The sequence below is a fragment of the Ensifer adhaerens genome (genome assembly GCF_002007205.1).
Lineage (GTDB): Bacteria > Pseudomonadota > Alphaproteobacteria > Rhizobiales > Rhizobiaceae > Ensifer > Ensifer adhaerens_D.
In genome coordinates this window covers 51895-68140 of the sequence record NZ_LAZS01000010.1, presented here as the reverse complement: position 1 = coordinate 68140, position 16246 = coordinate 51895, and the positions used below count along the sequence as shown (strand labels likewise).

Here is a 16246-nt window from a genome sequence, read left to right as displayed (position 1 = left end):
TTCAGCTCGATTTCTTCACGATGTTCAGGTGGTCGGCGGATGACCGTTGCAGCCATCTGCTGACGATTTCGGAGATGTGCACGAGACCTTCCAGCCGCAGGCCGTTGGCGCTGCTTTTCGACGGCGGAGCGCGATAGGGCAGCGCCTTCAGCGCTGCCGCCAGCCGCAGCGGATCCTCCGCCTCGTTAGGCAGCAGCATCTCGACCAAGCCCAGCTCGGCGGCACGACGGGCACGGATCAATTGCTCCTCGCGCGGCTGGATGCGCGGTACGATCAGCGCCGGCTTGTCGAAGGAGAGAATTTCGCAATAGGTGTTGTAACCGCCCATCGCGACGACGCCTTTCGCGCCGGCGATGAGTTCCTCCATGCGGTTGTCGAACTCGATCACCTTGATATAGGGGATCTTGCTGCCCTTGCGGATCAGCTTCTCCCGCTTCTTGACCGGCATGTAGGGGCCGAGCACGATCAGTGCCTTGTGCGTAAGCTCAGGGTCTTCCTGATAGGCGTGAATGACGTCGTGGATGAGGTCGGCGCCGTCGCCGCCACCACCCGTGGTGACGAGGATGTAGTCGCCCTCAGGCTTGTGTCCCGGCAATTCCTCGCGCGGGACGCTGCGCTGCAGGAAGCCGACGAAGTTCATCCGTTCCCTTACCGCTGGCGGCACGTCGAGTTCGGTGAGCGGGTCGTAGAAATCCGGCGGGCCGTAGACCCAGATCGTATCGTAATATTGCTCGATCTTGCGCATGGTGTCGCGCCGCTTCCACTCCGCCTCCAGGAGATGCGGCGCATCCATGACTTCGCGCAGGCCGAGGACCAGCGTCGTGCCGTGCGCTTTCAGGTAGGTGAGCGTCTCCTCGACCTCGCCGCGCAAGCCCATCGGCTCCTTGTCGACGATGAAGATGTCCGGCTTGAACGTCTCGGCCGTATGGCGAATGATCGCCTGGCGCATCTTCAAAGTCTCGTCGAGTTCGATGTGGCGATCGAGCGAGGTATAGTCGCCATTGTGCAGCTTGATGACGCTCGGGATCTTCACGAAATCCACGCGCGCGCGGTAGTCGAAGGCACCCGCGATCGTCGCGCCGGAAATGATCAGGATGTTCAAACCGCGATAGTCTTCCACCAGCGAATGCGCGATCGTACGGCAACGCCTCAGGTGTCCGAGCCCGAACGTGTCATGGCTATACATGAGGATCCGGGCATCTTCGAAACGCCGCATCATGCAAGAAACCTTTCGCTCAGGGTACGATGAACCATTCACGCTGGCAGTACGGCCGCGTCAATCCGGGCTTCATTTGTAGGGATCGGCCGCGTCACGCAAGCCATCTCCCAAGAAGTTGAACGCCAAAATCACAAGAATGACCGGAATTGTGGGAAATAGGAGCCAGGGATAGAAAGCAATGACGCTGACGCTTTTTGCCTCCGTCAGCAGAATACCCCAGCTGGTGATGGGTGGCCTGAGACCGAGGCCGAGGAAGCTGAGCGCCGTCTCGCCGAGGATCATGCCAGGAATCGAGATCGTCGCGGTGGCAATCAGGTGCGACATGAAACCGGGGACGAGATGCCGGCCGATGATGCGGCTGCTCCTTGCGCCCATCAGCTGGGCCGCAAGCACATAGTCCTCCTCGCGCAGCGCCAGCAGCTTCGAGCGTACGGCGCGGGCAAGCCCGGTCCAATCGAGCAGGCCGAGGATGATCGTGATCGCCAGATAGATGAAGATCGGACTCCAGGTCGCCGGCATGATCGCCGCCAGCGACAGCCAGAGCGGAATGCTCGGGATCGACTGCAGCACCTCGATCACGCGCTGGACGACGAGGTCGAAGACGCCGCCGTGATAGCCGGCGAGGCCGCCGATGACGATACCGAGCACGAAGCTCACGGTGATGCCGAGCAGGCCGATCGTCAGCGAAATCCGCGCGCCATAGATGATGCGCGACAGCACGTCGCGACCGAGGCGATCCGTTCCGAGAAAGAAGGCTTGACCGCCTTCCGCGGGGCAGACGAAATGCACGTTGCTCTCGAACAGGCCCCAGAAACGATAGCCGTCGCCGCGGCAGAAGAAGCGAAGCCGCTGCACGTCCTTGGTATCGTCGGCGTAGTTGCGCTTCAGCGTTTCCATATCCAGCGTCATCGTGCGGCCGTAGACGAAGGGTCCGACGAACGTGCCCTCATGGAAGAGGTGCACCGCCTGCGGCGGAGCGTAGATATAGTCCATGTTGCGCGTATGCAGGTTGTAAGGCGCCAGAAACTCGCAGACGACGATCATCAGGTAGAGCGCGGCAAGAAAAATGCCGGAAGCAAGCGCGAGCCGGTGGCGGCGGAACTTCCACCACATCAGCCGCAACTGGGACGCCTGATTGACACGCACCTGCTCGTCCGTCATCGCCTCGACGGAATAGGGGTCGAACGGGGCGGTCGATACGTAATGTGGCATAGGCTCGCCGGGCGCCGGAAGAAATGACGTCACTTGGTGCTCCTGCCTTGCAGCCGAATTCGGGGATCGAGGATGGCGAGCGCTATGTCGGAGATCAGCACGCCGATCACCGTCAGGAAGGCCAGGAACATCAGGAAGGACCCGGCAAGATACATGTCCTGGCTCTGCAACGCCTTGATCAACATCGGGCCGGTCGTCTCGAGCGACAGCACGATCGCTGTGATTTCAGCGCCGGAAATGATCGCCGGCAGGATCGACCCGATATCCGAGATGAAGAAGTTAAGCGCCATGCGCAGCGGATACTTCACCAGTGTGCGCATCGGCGACAGCCCCTTGGCGCGCGCCGTCACCACATACTGCTTCTGCAACTCGTCGAGCAGGTTGGCGCGCAGGCGCCGGATCATGCCGGCGGTTCCCGCCGCCCCGACGATGATGACCGGTATCCAGATGTGTTCGAGGATCGACTTCGCTTTCTCCCAGCTCATCGGCTCGGCCAGATACTTCTGGTCCATCAGGTGGCCGATCGAGATCCCGAACCAGATATTGGCGAAATACATCAGGATCAGCGCCAGCATGAAGTTGGGGATGGCGATGCCGATCAGGCCCATCAGCGAGAGGCCGTAGTCTCCCCAGCTATATTGATGGGTCGCCGAGTAGATGCCGATCGGAAAGGCGATCAGCCAGGTGAAGATGATGGTGACGAAGGAGACGAGGATCGTCAGCCACAGGCGGTCGCCGACGACGGCGCTCACCGGAAGCTCGTACTCGAAGGAATAGCCGAAATCGCCCTGCAGCATGCCGCCGAGCCAATAGACATATCGCAGGACCGGCGGCTGGTCGAAGCCGTACTCCTTCCGGAGCGCCTCGATCTGCTCCATGTCGACGCCTTCGCCCTGCGCCTTGATCTCGGCGACATAGCTCTCGAAGTAGTCGCCCGGCGGCAGCTCGATGATGGTGAAGACAAGAGCGGAAATGATGAGGAGGGTCGGAGCCATCGCCGCGATACGCCAGAGAATATATCGCAGCATGTCAGCCTTCCTGTTCGATCCAGAAGGTGTCGGGTTTGTAGACACCGAAATAACACGTGGGGTCGAAGCCGTAGAGCGCCGTGTCAGGCACGTTCTTCAGCTTGTTCGCCACGAGGATCGGCTGGAGCGAAGCGTTGACGATGCCGATCGAGAAGACCTGGTCGGTGTAGATCGAGAGCATCCGGCCCCATATCTCCGTTCGCTCCGCGTCCTCGGACGAATGGCGCCAGCGCTGCAGCAGTTCCGTCAGTTCGACAGCTGCCGGAAGGTCCGGAGCCTGGCCCATTTCGCCGTGGGAAAGGTAGTTCAGCCCCCAGACCGGCCATTGCAGCTGGTCGTCCGCGGTCGGCGCGAGCTGCCCGGGGTTCATGCTCGCCGTAGGCACGCCGTTGTCTATGCCGAACCACATCGACATGATGATCTCGCCGCCGACGGCGCGGCTGCGGAACGTGTCGCGCTGCGAGGTGCGGATGAAGAGCGATATCCCGATCTTCTGCCAGTAGTCGGTGATGAGTTGCAGCACGTCCGTCTCGAGCGTGCTTTCCCCGGCCGTTTCCACGACGATCTGCGCCGCGCGGCCGTCGGAGAGAATACGGATGCCGTCGCTGCCCTTCTTGGTGAGACCCGCTTCGTCGAGCAGCGCATTGGCCTGCGCCGGATCATGGGCGACCCAGGCGTTGGCGAACTCGGGTCGGAAGAGCGGGCTCTCGGGCAGGACCGTGTCGGCGCTCTCTTTCGTCAACCCGTAGAACACCGCCTTGTTGATTTCGGTGCGATCGATGGCAAGCGACAGGGCGCGGCGAACGCGCACATCCTGCAATAGCGGCCGCCAGACCGCATCCGAGCAGTTGAGGTTGGGAAGGAGCGCCAGGCGCGAGCCTTGCGTCTTCTTCCACAGCAGCACCTTCGCCGGATAGCGTTTCTCGGAATCCTTGAGGAAGGTATAGTCGACGAAGTCGATACCGGTCGCCTGCAGGTCGCTTTCGCCGGTGCCGGTCTTGGCCGGGATCAATGCCGACGAGCTGACGCTGAGCACGAATTTGTCGATATAAGGTAGCTGCAGGCCGTTCTCGTCGACACGATGATAATAGGGATTGCGTTCGAAGACGAATTGTTCGGCTGGAAGCGGCGTCGTGTTGCGCCAGGGATCAAGCGTCGGCAGGTCCGGGTTCTCCGGACGGTAGGAACGAGCCATGCGCATATGCAGCTGGCTCCATTTCTTGACCCGCTCCTCCTTCATCAGGGCCTTGAGCTTGTCCTCCTCCTGATACTTCTCGTGGAACTGCTTGAGGTAGGCCGACGGCACCACCACCACCAGCGGCTGGGGGCCGGCAAGCTTCTGCAGGAAGTCCGGATTGGGCGTCGACCAGGAATAGCGAACCGTGCGCTCGTCGATGATTTCGAACTTGGCGGGCTCACCATCCATGACCAGCGCCGTCGGCAGTCCGGCCGGGCTCAGCTTCTCGTTGTTGAGCACGTCGTCCCAGCAATAGCGGAAATCCTCCGACGTCAGCGGCGTGCCGTCGGACCATTTGTGACCTTCGCGGATATGGAAGGTGAAGATGCGATCCTCGACACCCTCGAAGCTTTCGAGGACATCCGCTTCGATCTTCAGCGTTTCGTCGAAACCGACCAGACGGGCATAGCCGTAGATCGTCATCAGGCGAATGTCCTTGGCGCTGCCGATGAGCATGCGCACCTCGCCGCCGTACTTGCCGGGCTGGCGCCCCATGGCCGCGACGTTGATGACACGTGGCGTCTTGGGCAAGCGCTCGGCAAGCGGCGGCAGCTTGCCGTCGGCAATCAGCTTCTCAAGGAACGCTGGCTCGCTGGGAGCGGCGAAGAGCCGCGTCGGCAGAGCCACGGTCGCAAGCAATGCCAGTACAGTTCGGCGGGTGATCATGGCCGTAACTCCCTTGCATCCACGGATCGGCGCGCCAGAACGAAGTGGTCGCCACCGAGGTCCGCGGGGGTCAGCGCGTCGCCAGCATCGTCGTCCCGGAACTGCGGTCCCCAGCGCCGCATATCCGATCCTTCGCTATCCTTCAGCCGGTCGAAATCGAGCGGCCGGTCGAGATCCGGATAGGGAACCGCCGCCAGCAGCGACTTGGTATAGGGATGCACCGGTTTACGCATCAGCACCTCGCGCGGCGCGAGCTCGACGATGCGGCCGGCGCACATCACGGCGATGCGGTCCGCCATGTAGTCGACAACCGCGAGATTGTGCGAGATGAACAGGCAGGTCAGACCCAGTTCCTTCTGCAGGTCCTTCAGAAGGTTGAGGATTTGCGCCTGGACGGAGACGTCGAGTGCGGAAACCGGCTCGTCGCAGATCAGCAGTTCGGGCACCAGCGCGAGAGCCCGGGCGATGCCGATGCGTTGGCGTTGGCCACCGGAGAAGCTGTGCGGATAACGGTTGATGAAGCGTTGATCGAGGCCGACGGCCTGCAGCAGCGAACGCACCGTTTCTTCGCGCGATTTTCCCGTTCCGCGCCCGTGGATCTCGAGCGGTTCGCTGAGGATGTTCTTGACGGTCATACGCGGCGAGAGCGAGGAGACCGGATCCTGGAAGACCATCTGGATCTTGGATCGCATGGTCTTCAGGTCGTCGCCCTGCACCTTCAGCACATCGACCGGCCCCTCGCCATTGTCGAAGGTCACCGACCCCTGATCAGGCGTCACGGCCCGCATCAGGATCTTGCTGACGGTCGTCTTGCCGCAACCGCTTTCCCCGACAAGGCCGAGGCATTCGCCGCGGCGGATGTCGAAGCTGACATCGTCGACGGCGCGGTGCAGCGTATGCTCGCCAGCACCGAACCAGGAAGACTTCCGCGTTCCGTAGGTCTTCGAGACATTGCGCACGGACAAAAGCACGTCGGGGCCGGCGCGCCGGTCGGCGGCCGAGGTCCCGAGCAGCGTGCCGGCCTTGACCGGCACCTCGCGCAACGCCTTAAGCCGCTCGCCTGGCTTCATGTCGAAATGCGGAACGGCGGCCATCAGGCCCTTGAGATAGGGATGCTGCGGGTTGCGGAAGATCGCTTCGACCGGACCGGCCTCGACGATCTGGCCGTGATAGATCACCACAACCTCGTCGGCCATGTTGGCGACGACGCCGAGATCGTGCGTGATCAGCAGCATCGCCATGTTGAGCTTGACCTGAAGCTCGCGCAGGAGTTTCAGGATCTGCGCCTGGACGGTCACGTCGAGCGCCGTCGTCGGCTCGTCGGCAATCAGCAGCGCCGGCCGGCAGATCAATGCCATGGCAATCATCGCGCGCTGGCGCATGCCGCCGGAAAGCTCGAACGGATACATGTCGTAGGCGCGCTTCGGATTGGCGAAGCCGACATAGCCGAGCAGCTCTTCCGTGCGTGCCCGGCGTTCCGCTTTTTCCGCGTCCGTGTGGATCTTCAGCACTTCGGAAATCTGGTTTCCGATCGTGTGGAGCGGCGACAGCGACGTCATCGGCTCCTGGAAGATCTTGCTGATGCGCGTGCCGCGCAGGCCCCGGATTTCCTCCCCTTCCCGCTCCAGCGAGAGCAGGTCGATCGGCTTTGCCGCCGACGTCGGATCGTTGAACAAAATTTTGCCACCAACCTTGGCGACGTTGGGCAAAATGCCCATCACCGCCTGGCTGATTGCAGATTTCCCCGATCCGGATTCGCCGACAAGCGCCGTGACCTTGCCGGGCAAAATTCTGAAATTCGCGTTATTGACGGCTTGAACTTCGCCGCCGAGCACCGAGAATGTGATCCGCAGACCTTCAACTCGAAGCAGGTCCGCCCCAGATGTCATAGCAGCACGCTTCCCTCATTGCTTTTTATCCGCCGCCTCTAAAAAAAGACTAGCGCAGCTTCTAAGGGCTGTCCAGCACGCCCGGTCGCAGCCGAGGCTATACCCACCTGCATGTTCAGTTGGTTAGAGCGTGGGGCACGCACCGGACTTCAAGACATCGGCGCAATTCGGCGAGCGACGGAAGTCGTCGTAGAACAGCGTCCAGTCGGTCGTATCGGCTGCCCGATAGGGACCGAATTTGAAGTACTGGTTCCTGCCGAGCCCCTTGTCGTCGTGGCCGATATGGCCCGTTACCGTGATGATCGGCTTGTCGTTGGCGAAGAGTTCGATGCGCCCCGTGCCGTTGGCCCCCGGCAGCGTATAGATCGCGAAGTCGATCCAGCCGGACTTCGGGTCGGGCAGCGGATTGCCGTGGTTCGTCACTTTGACAGCATCGGTGCAGGCATTGAAGAGACTGCCGTCAATAAGCTCCCAGTTGCTGTCTGCGGCGACCAGCATGCGCATCTGGTTGACGCCGGGCCGCCCCCACACGGGGATCTCGCCGGACTTGCAGCTCGCCGGCTTCCCTTCAGGACCGGCCGACAGCGGCGCGATGTAGTTCGTCTCCACCGTGGCGAAGAGCTTGCCGGCCTCGAGCCTGAGCGCGAGGAACGGGCTGAAATCGCCCTCGGCGCCCGGGTCGATCTCGCGCTTCCACTGGGCGATCAGGTAGCGATGATCCTCATTGGGGATCGGCTCGGCAAACTTGACCGCGAACCCATACCACACCCCCTTGTCGTAGGGCACGCGCAGTGCCGTCTTCTCCCAGATTTCCGCCCGCTCGCTGCAACCGTCGAGCGAATCGGGACAGGTCGGAACGACGCTCAGCTTGAGCGCCCCGCTGCCGTTGCGCGTGACCTGGTTCTGAAACTCCACCGTTCCGGCGGTCTGCTCGAAGTTCTCGCGATAGTAGAGCCCGCCCTCAGGCGCGAAATTCTGCCCCTCGAAACCGTCGATAAGCTTGGTTTCCCATGGCTGCGCCATCGCGCTCCCGGCGATCGCGAAGGAAGCGGCGAAAAGGACGGCTCGGAGCATTGTTCCCCCTTATTGAAGCATCTTGTCGATGAGGCCGCGTGGCGGCTGGAGCGGACGGGTATTGCGGTGAAGCAACATGACATGCTCCGCCTCGGAAAGTCCATCCTGCAATACGTCGTCGAAGCGCTCGTCGGCCCTTGCGAGCAAGGCCGCGTCGTTGGGGTAAAGGATCGTGAATTTCTGCCGAACGCCCCTCAGTTTTTCCTGGCCAAGGGCCGTCCAGTCGCCGCCGCAATAATTGACGAAGGCTTCGCTTGCGACGACGCTGTGGGCGTATTTCTTGGTCAGGTTCTGCAACCTCTGGACTTCGTTGACCGCAGAGCCGAAGGCGGAAAACGTCAGCCGGTCGCGCAGGCCGACATTGCCGAACATCACGTTGCCGACGTGCAAGCCGATGCCGTAGCCGATCGGATCACGCGACTGGTTGCGCCGCTCGCCGTTCAGCATCTCCATGCGCGCCGTTGCCGCGCGCACGGCGGCAAAGGCCTCGCGGGCGGCAAATTCCGAAGGTTCCTTATGTCGCCCGCACGGATAGACCGCGATGAACCCGTCACCGACAAAACTCAAGATATGGCCGCCGTTGCGGTTGAACGGCGCCGCGATCGCATCGAAATAGGTATTGAGCGTCTCGATATAGGACTGGCGCCCTTCCTTCTCCGCAAGCATCGTCGAGCGGCGCATGTCGCCCATGACCAGGATGGCGCGCACGGTCTCGCCGTCGCCGCGGCGCACCTGCCCGCTCATCACGCGCCGGCCGGCGCTGGAACCGAGATAGGTGGTCAGCATATTGTCGGCGAGCTTGCCGAGCACCGCCATCTTCGCGGCGACCGCCAGGTGATACTGCAGCTTCAGCAACGCGCCGATCACGTCGTCGGTGAACCCGCCGTGACGGTCCGTCGTCCAGGATCCGACCATGCCATGGCCGGAATCGGCGCCCAGCGTCTGCATGAAGGCCAGATAGTCGGTTGCCCCCATCTCCTTGAGGTCGTCGAAGATCGGGAACTCGGACGGCGTATCCTGGTAGATGCGCCGGCGGACATGCTCGAGATTGTTGTTGAGCAGGTAATAGTAGGGGCTCTGCAGGAACCGCTCGGGATTGAGCGCCAGTTCCTCGTGGCGCAGGCCGCTCACCTCGACGCCCTTGCCGCGCACCCAGGTGAAACCGAGCGCATCGTAAAGCGGGTGCAGCATCGAGAAGGAAAGATGAACGCGCATCAGTGGCAGACCGGCGGCGGCCAGCCGCTCGCAGAAGCCCTTGACGATCGTCTCCAGCGGCGCGTCGCTCAGCGATGTGCGCATCAGCCAGTCGGCAACCTTGTCGATGAGGATTTCGGATACGTTGTCGTTCGTCGGTCCCATTTCGCGTCCTCATCATGACAGACCGTCCCCAATTCACCATCCGGAGACGGCGAACGCCCCGGCGCGACGCCGGTTCATGTTCGCGGTGGATGATGATGAGCCGTGCCCGTTAAGAAAATGCTCCAGCCGATTCCGGCGTCGATGACGTGCAGGCACCCGGAATGCGGCACTTATATGTTGCAGATATTTACGACGGGCTCCGATTTCCAGAGGCCGGCGAAGATTTTTCCGGCGTGTTGCCGCACGAAGATTTGATAGCCGGCTCAATCGCCTGCTTGCCTGCGCGGCGCCGCCCCTCGCTTGACTTGGGACTTGTTTCTCTCCAACAAACCACGACATGTTCGCGCGGCGTTGCCCGTCTGCCCACGAGATCCGGAACCGAAACTTGACCTCACCTCACTTCGAAAGCCTGCTGTCGTCCATCTCTGCCCGCAGCGCCAAGGTCGGCGTCATCGGCCTTGGCTATGTCGGCCTGCCTTTGGCGATCGCGGCGGCGCGCGCGGGCTACTCCGTCATCGGTTTCGATATCGACCCCGGCAAGATCGTCGCGCTCGACGCGGGCAAGTCTTACATCGCGGCAGTCCCGGACGCTGTGCTTGCACAGCAAGCTGGCGCCGGACGCTTCAGATCCACGACGGATTTCGGAGCCCTTGCGGATTGCGACGTGATCATCATCTGCGTGCCGACGCCGCTCACCAAACACCGCGACCCGGACCTGTCTTTCGTCGAAAACACCTCACGCGCGATCGCTGCGACCCTCCGGCCGGCGCAGCTCATCGTGCTGGAATCGACCACCTACCCGGGAACGACCGATGGCGTCGTGCGCACCATCCTCGAAGAAACCGGACTGAAGTCGGGCGCCGAGTTCTTCGTCGGCTTTTCGCCGGAGCGCGAGGATCCGGGCAACCCCGTCTATGAGACCGTGAGCATTCCGAAGGTGGTCGCCGGCGACGGACCCGAGGCGGCAAAACTGATGGAGGCATTCTACGCCTCGGTGGTCAAGACCGTCGTTCCGGTCTCCTCCAACGCCACGGCGGAGGCCGTGAAGCTCACGGAGAACATCTTCCGCTCGGTCAACATCGCGCTCGTCAACGAATTGAAGATTGTCTACGAGGCGATGGGCATCGACGTCTGGGAGGTGATCGAGGCGGCAAAGACCAAGCCGTTCGGCTACATGCCCTTCTATCCGGGCCCCGGCCTCGGCGGCCATTGCATCCCGATCGACCCGTTCTACCTCACCTGGAAGTCACGCGAATACGAACTGCCGACGCGCTTCATCGAGCTTGCCGGCGAGATCAACTCGGCCATGCCGCGCCACGTCGTCAGCCGGCTTGCCGAGGCGCTGGACCGGCACGCGGGCAAGGCGCTCAGCCGCTCCAACGTGCTTGTCATCGGCCTGGCCTACAAGAAGAACGTTCCCGACATTCGCGAGAGCCCGTCCCTCCGCCTGATCGAACTGATCGAGGAGCGCGGCGGACGCACCGCCTATCACGATCCCTATGTTGCCGAGATCCCGCCGACGCGCGAGTATGCCGCCCTGAAGGGCCGGCGTTCGGTTGTGCTCGACGAAGCCACGGTGGGTGCGTTCGACGCCGTGCTGATCGCCACGGACCACGATCAGGTGGACTACGCAGCACTTTCCGACTGGGCGCCACTCCTTGTCGATACGCGTAACGTCTTCCACCGCAACGGGCTGATGGGCAACCACATCATCAAGGCATAAGCCAGCAGCCGGCGCGGATCCCTGAAAGCTGAAAAGCTAGATGGCCCCGCCGGCGAAGGGGTGAGCAGCCTTGTTGCGCGCCAGCGCGGCCTTGAGCTTGCTCGCCGCCACGGCATAGCCGCCCGAGGCACCGTCGACGAAATGCATGTGGTCGCGGGACATCGGCGTCGGCACGATGCAGGTCATCAGCGCCGAGTCCTGCTGGTGCAGACCATAGTGGCCCACCCCCTGTGCCTCTGCCTGTTGCAATCGCGCCTCGATCCGCCGGAGGCGCTCGGCGCTGATGTCGACCGTCATTTTCAGGCCATCGTCGAATTTGCGGAAGTCGGTGTTGTCGGCGAGGTCGCGACGGTAGCGGGTCGTGTCGAAAGTCCCGAGGTTCCAGCCCATCTTGAGACAGACGAAGAGCGCCAGCGTCTGCAGCGTGATCCAGACGCGTGCGCCGACGCGGCGTCCCCGGGGCGCCGCAGCGCGCGCTTCCGTCTCGATTCCGCGGAAAGAGAACCGCGGTGCCGGCCCGAGCGCGGGAACGGGGTGACCATTGCGATCTTCCTCGTCGGCAAGCGCGACGATGTCGGCGATCAGTGCTTGGAACTCCGGACCGTTGCCCTTCGCCCCCGGCACCGCGATGATCGAGGCGATGGTACCGTGGCGGGACTCGATCGGGTTCCAGCGGCAGGAAAGGCCGGTCAGGTCCGGGCGGCTGCCGGCTGGCGCCGCGGCGACGTGATAGCGCCCGGACTTCATTGCCGCCTCCGCCCAGCTTGCGCCTCCGCCCGCAAACATCGCGTAGGAAACCTCGTCACTGGCCTTGAAGCGGGCGACACGCATATCCAGCCCATGCTGGCGAATGTCGCTGACGGGAACGAGCGCGGTCCGTAACTCAAGGTCAAGTTCCTCTGCCACCCAGGTCTTTACGGCTGCAAGCGCGTCCCGCGCCCTGTCGGCCATCGGTGCCGGCAGGGCCGCCAACGCGCCATCCCCCCCGAATACGAAGGGCATCGTCTTTTCTTCGAGAACGTTCATCAGGGCGGATATGACGCTCGCGCCGGCCATGTTGACCGTCTTGTACCGACCTTCGGCAATCGCACCGGTCGAGTTGACGATATCGGCGACGGCCAGCAGCCAACCGTCCGGCAACGGCCGGTAATTCGCCTCGTCCGCAACGCCTTCGAAGGCGTCGAAAAGTGGCACGTTATCGTAAAATCGCCCTTCGATTGCCTCAGCCATCTGCGCCTCGATCTTCGCTCCCGCTTAACGTTCGTCAGATAATTCACGCGGGAGCGCAACAAAAAGTTTCATTGGCTGTTACCAAGGGGACACCCCTGTCCGGTTCGGCGGCCTACAACATGCGCGAGGAGCGGATTTGGCAGGAGCGAGACTTGGCGACGCGATGGTTAGTTTCCAAATAATAACCCATGGCATTGCAGGGGTGTGGCCATCTGTGCTTGTTTAACAGTCACACAAGGATCAAAATGGTCCAAGCGTGCGTAGTGAAGCCGAAACTGAATGCGTGACGACAACTTTCGAGTGCGGTTCTGGGGCGTAAGAGGAAGTTTGCCGGTCTCCGGCCAACAATACGTCGCCTATGGGGGAAATACGTCCTGCATCGAGGTTCGATGCGGAAAGGACGTGTTGCTGTTCGATGCCGGGTCCGGCCTGCGCGAGGCGGGCTATGCCCTGATCGCCGAAGGTGTCGAAGAGTTCGATCTGTTCTTCACCCACAGCCACTACGACCACATCATCGGCCTTCCCTACTTCAAGCCCATCTACAAGTGTCGCAATTCGGTGCGCTTCTGGTCCGGCCATCTGCACGGCACCATGACCACGCGGGAGATGATCCGCGATTTCATGCGCCCGCCGTGGTTCCCGGTCGATCCTGATATCTGTCAGGCAAGCCTCGACGGCATGGACTTCAAGCCCGGCGACGTGCTGACGCCGCGCGCCGGCGTCACCATCCGCACGACGAGCCTCAACCATCCCGGTGGCTGCGTCGGCTACCGGATCGAATGGAACGGGCGCGCCGTCGCCCTCGTCTACGATACCGAACACGAGCCGGGCGTTCTCGATCCCGGCGTCCTCGAACTGATCGCCGGCGCGGACCTGTTCGTCTACGACTGCACCTATCTCGAAAGCGAGATGGAGCATTTTCAGGGATACGGACATTCGACCGGCATGCATGGCGCGCGACTGGCGATGGCCGCGGGCGTCAAGCAACTCGCCATGTTCCATCACGACCCGTCGCGCACTGACGAGGCATTGGCGGCGATGGAACGCGACGTTCAGGCCACCTTCGCCGGGGCCTTTGCCGCCCGCGACGGACAGATCATCGATCTGGGCTAAACGTCTGAAATCGTGTCGGGACGTACCCCTCACGAGAGCCGCGCGTGCCGGAGCTGCACCGCTGATCGGACCAAAGCTGCTTTTGCAGTCGTAAGTGCCGCCCGCGACAGCACCTCCTCAACCGGCTCCGCACAAACCGCGGATGGCCTTTGCCGCGAACGCTCGATCCGGTCCGTCACCTCTCTGCCGCGTAGAAGACGACCCGGCTGGAACCATTTCACGCTCCGTGGATTCCCCTTGTCCAAGGAGAAACAGCAAATGAGCAAGGACAAGAAGGCCCAACACGCGATCGAGGAAACCGGGAAGGAGCCGTCAGGCGGACAGCATCTTCCAACCGCAGGGCCTCACGCAAAGGACCGGCTGACCGACAAGAGCAAGACGCCTGGCACCGGGTCGCTGCCGGATAAGGACGAAGAAAGTGTCGTGCCCGGGAGCGGCTGAAGCGGCGGGCGGCCAGAGGTCGAAGATCGTTTGATGCGCTCGGGCCATCCGGAGAAAGGCACGCCGCTCGGCAACACGTCGACATCGGCAATCGTCGGCCGCTCGGCCAGATCACTGATCGATGAGATCGAGACCGGCGCGCCAGCGACAGGCCGGATGCTTCGCCGTCATGGAGAAAAGTTGTTCCATGAACGACCAGACGGCCTCGTCGTGAACCAAATGATGGGTCAGCAGCCCGACGGTGCGTCCCGTCTGGTCCGGTCTCCTCTCGTCATCGCCGCAAACCTGCCTCAGCCTGCCGATGGTATCGGCGACGATCGACGCGTGGTCGCGGCAACCGCGCGTTCCGTGCCAGTCCATCACGTCGACATGGGTGTTGACGAGCCTGAACGGCGACGGCTTTTCCGGTCCGAAGACAGAAAGAGCCGCAAAACCGACTCCGGGCAGGCCGTCCAGCAGTGAAGGATCGATCCGGTTCCACGGCGGCACCAGCATCGGCACGAAGCTCCGCGGAAACAGCGCCTGAAGCCGCGCATAACCCTCGGCGAGTTCGCGGAGAACCGTGGCGCGCGGGCGGTGCGCGCCGAGTTCCTGTTTCTTTTCCTCCGGCGGGGCGTGGTTGCGATGGGCCCATCCGTGCTCCGCGACACTGACGCCGGCATGGCCATCGAGGCGGCGCGCCAGCGCTTCGCCCGCAAGGGCCGGCGGCGCGGCGACGACCACGGGAACCTCGAACTTGTCGACCAGCGACAACAGGCGGTCGAGCGCCGCCGAGGGCTCCGCGGCGTCGTCGTCCCGAAGCCAGAAATCCACGCGTCGCCCGGATGCCGCCACGCGGTCGAGCGCCTCAGCAAGCTGATGCCAATGGGTTTCGCTCATGCCGTCGTCTCCAGGTACTCGTCAAAGATCGCGCGCAGCCGCCGCGCCGCGGCCGGGAAGGAGCGCTCGTCGTGCACGAACCGCCCGGCGGCCGCGCCCAGTCTCCGGCGGCGGGCCGGATCCTCGATCAGCACGCGCACAGCCGCAGCAAAGGCGGCGACATCGCCGTCGGGCGTAAGAATCCCGGTCTCGCCGTGCCTGACCACCTCCGGCACGCCGGCCGTATGCTGTGCAACGACCGGCAGGCCCGCGGCCTGTGCTTCAAGATAGGCAAGCCCGTAGGCCTCGCCGCAGCCGGGCCAGACGTAGAGATCGCTGCGCGCCAGAATAGCCGGCAGATCGGCCGCACTTCTTTCGCCGAGCCATTCCAGCCGGTCGGACGGCAGGGCCGAGAAGGCCTGCCGCACCTCATCGCGACACGGACCATCGCCGACGACAGTCAGGGTCCAGCGATCGTCGGCGATCGGCAGCAGCGATTGCGCCAGCATGCGGTAGCTGTCCAGCTTGTCGCCGCTGCGCATCATCGCGACCACGACCATGCGGCAAAGATCATCCCCTCGGGGACCGCCCGGCGTGAAAGGCGTCGCATCGATGAACGGCGCAAGCATCGCGTGGCTGCACGTGGGTGCTGCTTCCAGCAGGCCATCCCGGTCCCGCCGCGTCAGGCAGATGTTGACCGCGGCCTGTTCGATGCCGGCAAGCACATGGCGTTGGGCGATCGCGCGCACGCCCTCGTTTCGCCGCATCGAATAGGAGGCCTCAACCGTCACGTACGCGGTGGCGAACTCGGCGGCGAGCACAGGACCGAGGAGATCCGGCGCCTTGTAGTAGGGATGGTAGCAGAACCAGAGATCAGGCGCCCCGTCACGCTTCCAGCCCTCCCGAAGGCGCGTGACTTCGTCCGCCGCCGCCCGCTCCAGCTCATGAAAATCCGCAGCAGACGCGGTCGCCATGAAGCTGCGCAAGGACGAGACGACGGTGACCTCGTGCCCTCCCGCCCGCAGCGCTGCGACCAGCATGCGCGCCATCAGCCGGTCACCCGAGGGAACCGGGTGGTCAGGGGACTTCAGCGGTGCGTAAAAGGCGATCTTCATCCAAAGCGAGCTATCGTTTCTCCGCGGCGGACTGTCAACCGACTGCGCCGGTAGCATGCCGCTTTCCGGCGGGGGCCGAGAC

General features: G+C 63.0%; 13 protein-coding genes. 3 read left to right on the top strand and 10 right to left on the bottom strand.

Annotation, left to right across the window (positions count from 1 at the left end; genetic code table 11):
- Position 1 precedes the first annotated feature (1 nt).
- From XB14_RS22375 to XB14_RS22345, 7 genes are all read right to left on the bottom strand, one after another.
- Positions 2-1219 (bottom strand): glycosyltransferase family protein, encoded by a 1218-nt coding sequence (locus XB14_RS22375; protein WP_077964220.1) that lies wholly within the window; start codon positions 1217-1219, stop codon positions 2-4.
- 69 nt (positions 1220-1288) lie between these two features.
- A complete protein-coding gene (locus tag XB14_RS22370) occupies positions 1289-2431 on the bottom strand; it encodes an ABC transporter permease (RefSeq protein ID WP_077964218.1) in 1143 nt (380 codons plus the stop codon).
- Between the two features lie 29 nt (positions 2432-2460).
- Positions 2461-3459 carry an ABC transporter permease gene (locus XB14_RS22365; RefSeq protein ID WP_034799190.1) on the bottom strand — a complete coding sequence of 333 codons (999 nt, stop codon included), beginning with the start codon at positions 3457-3459 and terminating at the stop codon, positions 2461-2463.
- A gap of 1 nt (position 3460) precedes the next feature.
- Positions 3461-5362 (bottom strand): ABC transporter substrate-binding protein, encoded by a 1902-nt coding sequence (locus tag XB14_RS22360; RefSeq protein ID WP_077964207.1) that lies wholly within the window; start codon positions 5360-5362, stop codon positions 3461-3463.
- Complete coding sequence (locus XB14_RS22355) at positions 5359-7251, bottom strand: ABC transporter ATP-binding protein (protein WP_077964204.1); 1893 nt, start codon at positions 7249-7251, stop codon at positions 5359-5361. The genes XB14_RS22360 and XB14_RS22355 overlap by 4 nt, the downstream gene beginning before the upstream one ends.
- A gap of 123 nt (positions 7252-7374) precedes the next feature.
- Positions 7375-8325, bottom strand: coding sequence for a polysaccharide lyase (locus tag XB14_RS22350; protein WP_077964202.1), 951 nt, complete (start codon positions 8323-8325; stop codon positions 7375-7377).
- Positions 8326-8334: 9 nt separating this feature from the next.
- Entirely contained in the window at positions 8335-9684 is a 1350-nt protein-coding gene (locus XB14_RS22345) for an adenylate/guanylate cyclase domain-containing protein (protein ID WP_077964200.1), read from the bottom strand.
- Between the two features lie 385 nt (positions 9685-10069).
- On the opposite strand from XB14_RS22345, the gene XB14_RS22340 reads away from it, so the two are divergent.
- Positions 10070-11407, top strand: a complete 1338-nt coding sequence (locus XB14_RS22340) for a nucleotide sugar dehydrogenase (RefSeq protein WP_077964198.1) — start codon at positions 10070-10072, stop codon at positions 11405-11407.
- Between the two features lie 36 nt (positions 11408-11443).
- Here the strand turns inward: XB14_RS22340 and XB14_RS22335 are convergent, their stop codons facing one another.
- The gene (locus XB14_RS22335) at positions 11444-12637 is read right to left on the bottom strand and encodes a DUF3095 domain-containing protein (RefSeq protein WP_077964196.1); all 1194 of its coding nucleotides are present in this window, start codon (positions 12635-12637) and stop codon (positions 11444-11446) included.
- A gap of 279 nt (positions 12638-12916) precedes the next feature.
- Here XB14_RS22335 and XB14_RS22330 point away from each other — a divergent pair, with 279 nt between their 5' ends.
- Together XB14_RS22330 and XB14_RS22325 are read left to right on the top strand one after the other, a co-directional pair.
- Positions 12917-13750, top strand: coding sequence for an MBL fold metallo-hydrolase (locus tag XB14_RS22330; RefSeq protein WP_077964189.1), 834 nt, complete (start codon positions 12917-12919; stop codon positions 13748-13750).
- 258 nt (positions 13751-14008) lie between these two features.
- Positions 14009-14191 (top strand): hypothetical protein, encoded by a 183-nt coding sequence (locus XB14_RS22325; protein WP_077964187.1) that lies wholly within the window; start codon positions 14009-14011, stop codon positions 14189-14191.
- Positions 14192-14302: 111 nt separating this feature from the next.
- On the opposite strand, the gene XB14_RS22320 is transcribed toward XB14_RS22325, so the two are convergent.
- A complete protein-coding gene (locus tag XB14_RS22320) occupies positions 14303-15070 on the bottom strand; it encodes a polysaccharide deacetylase family protein (protein ID WP_077964185.1) in 768 nt (255 codons plus the stop codon).
- Positions 15067-16164: a glycosyltransferase family 4 protein gene (locus XB14_RS22315; RefSeq protein ID WP_077964183.1), complete on the bottom strand. Its 1098-nt coding sequence runs from the start codon at positions 16162-16164 to the stop codon at positions 15067-15069. Before XB14_RS22315 ends, XB14_RS22320 begins: the two co-directional genes overlap by 4 nt.
- Positions 16165-16246 lie beyond the last annotated feature (82 nt).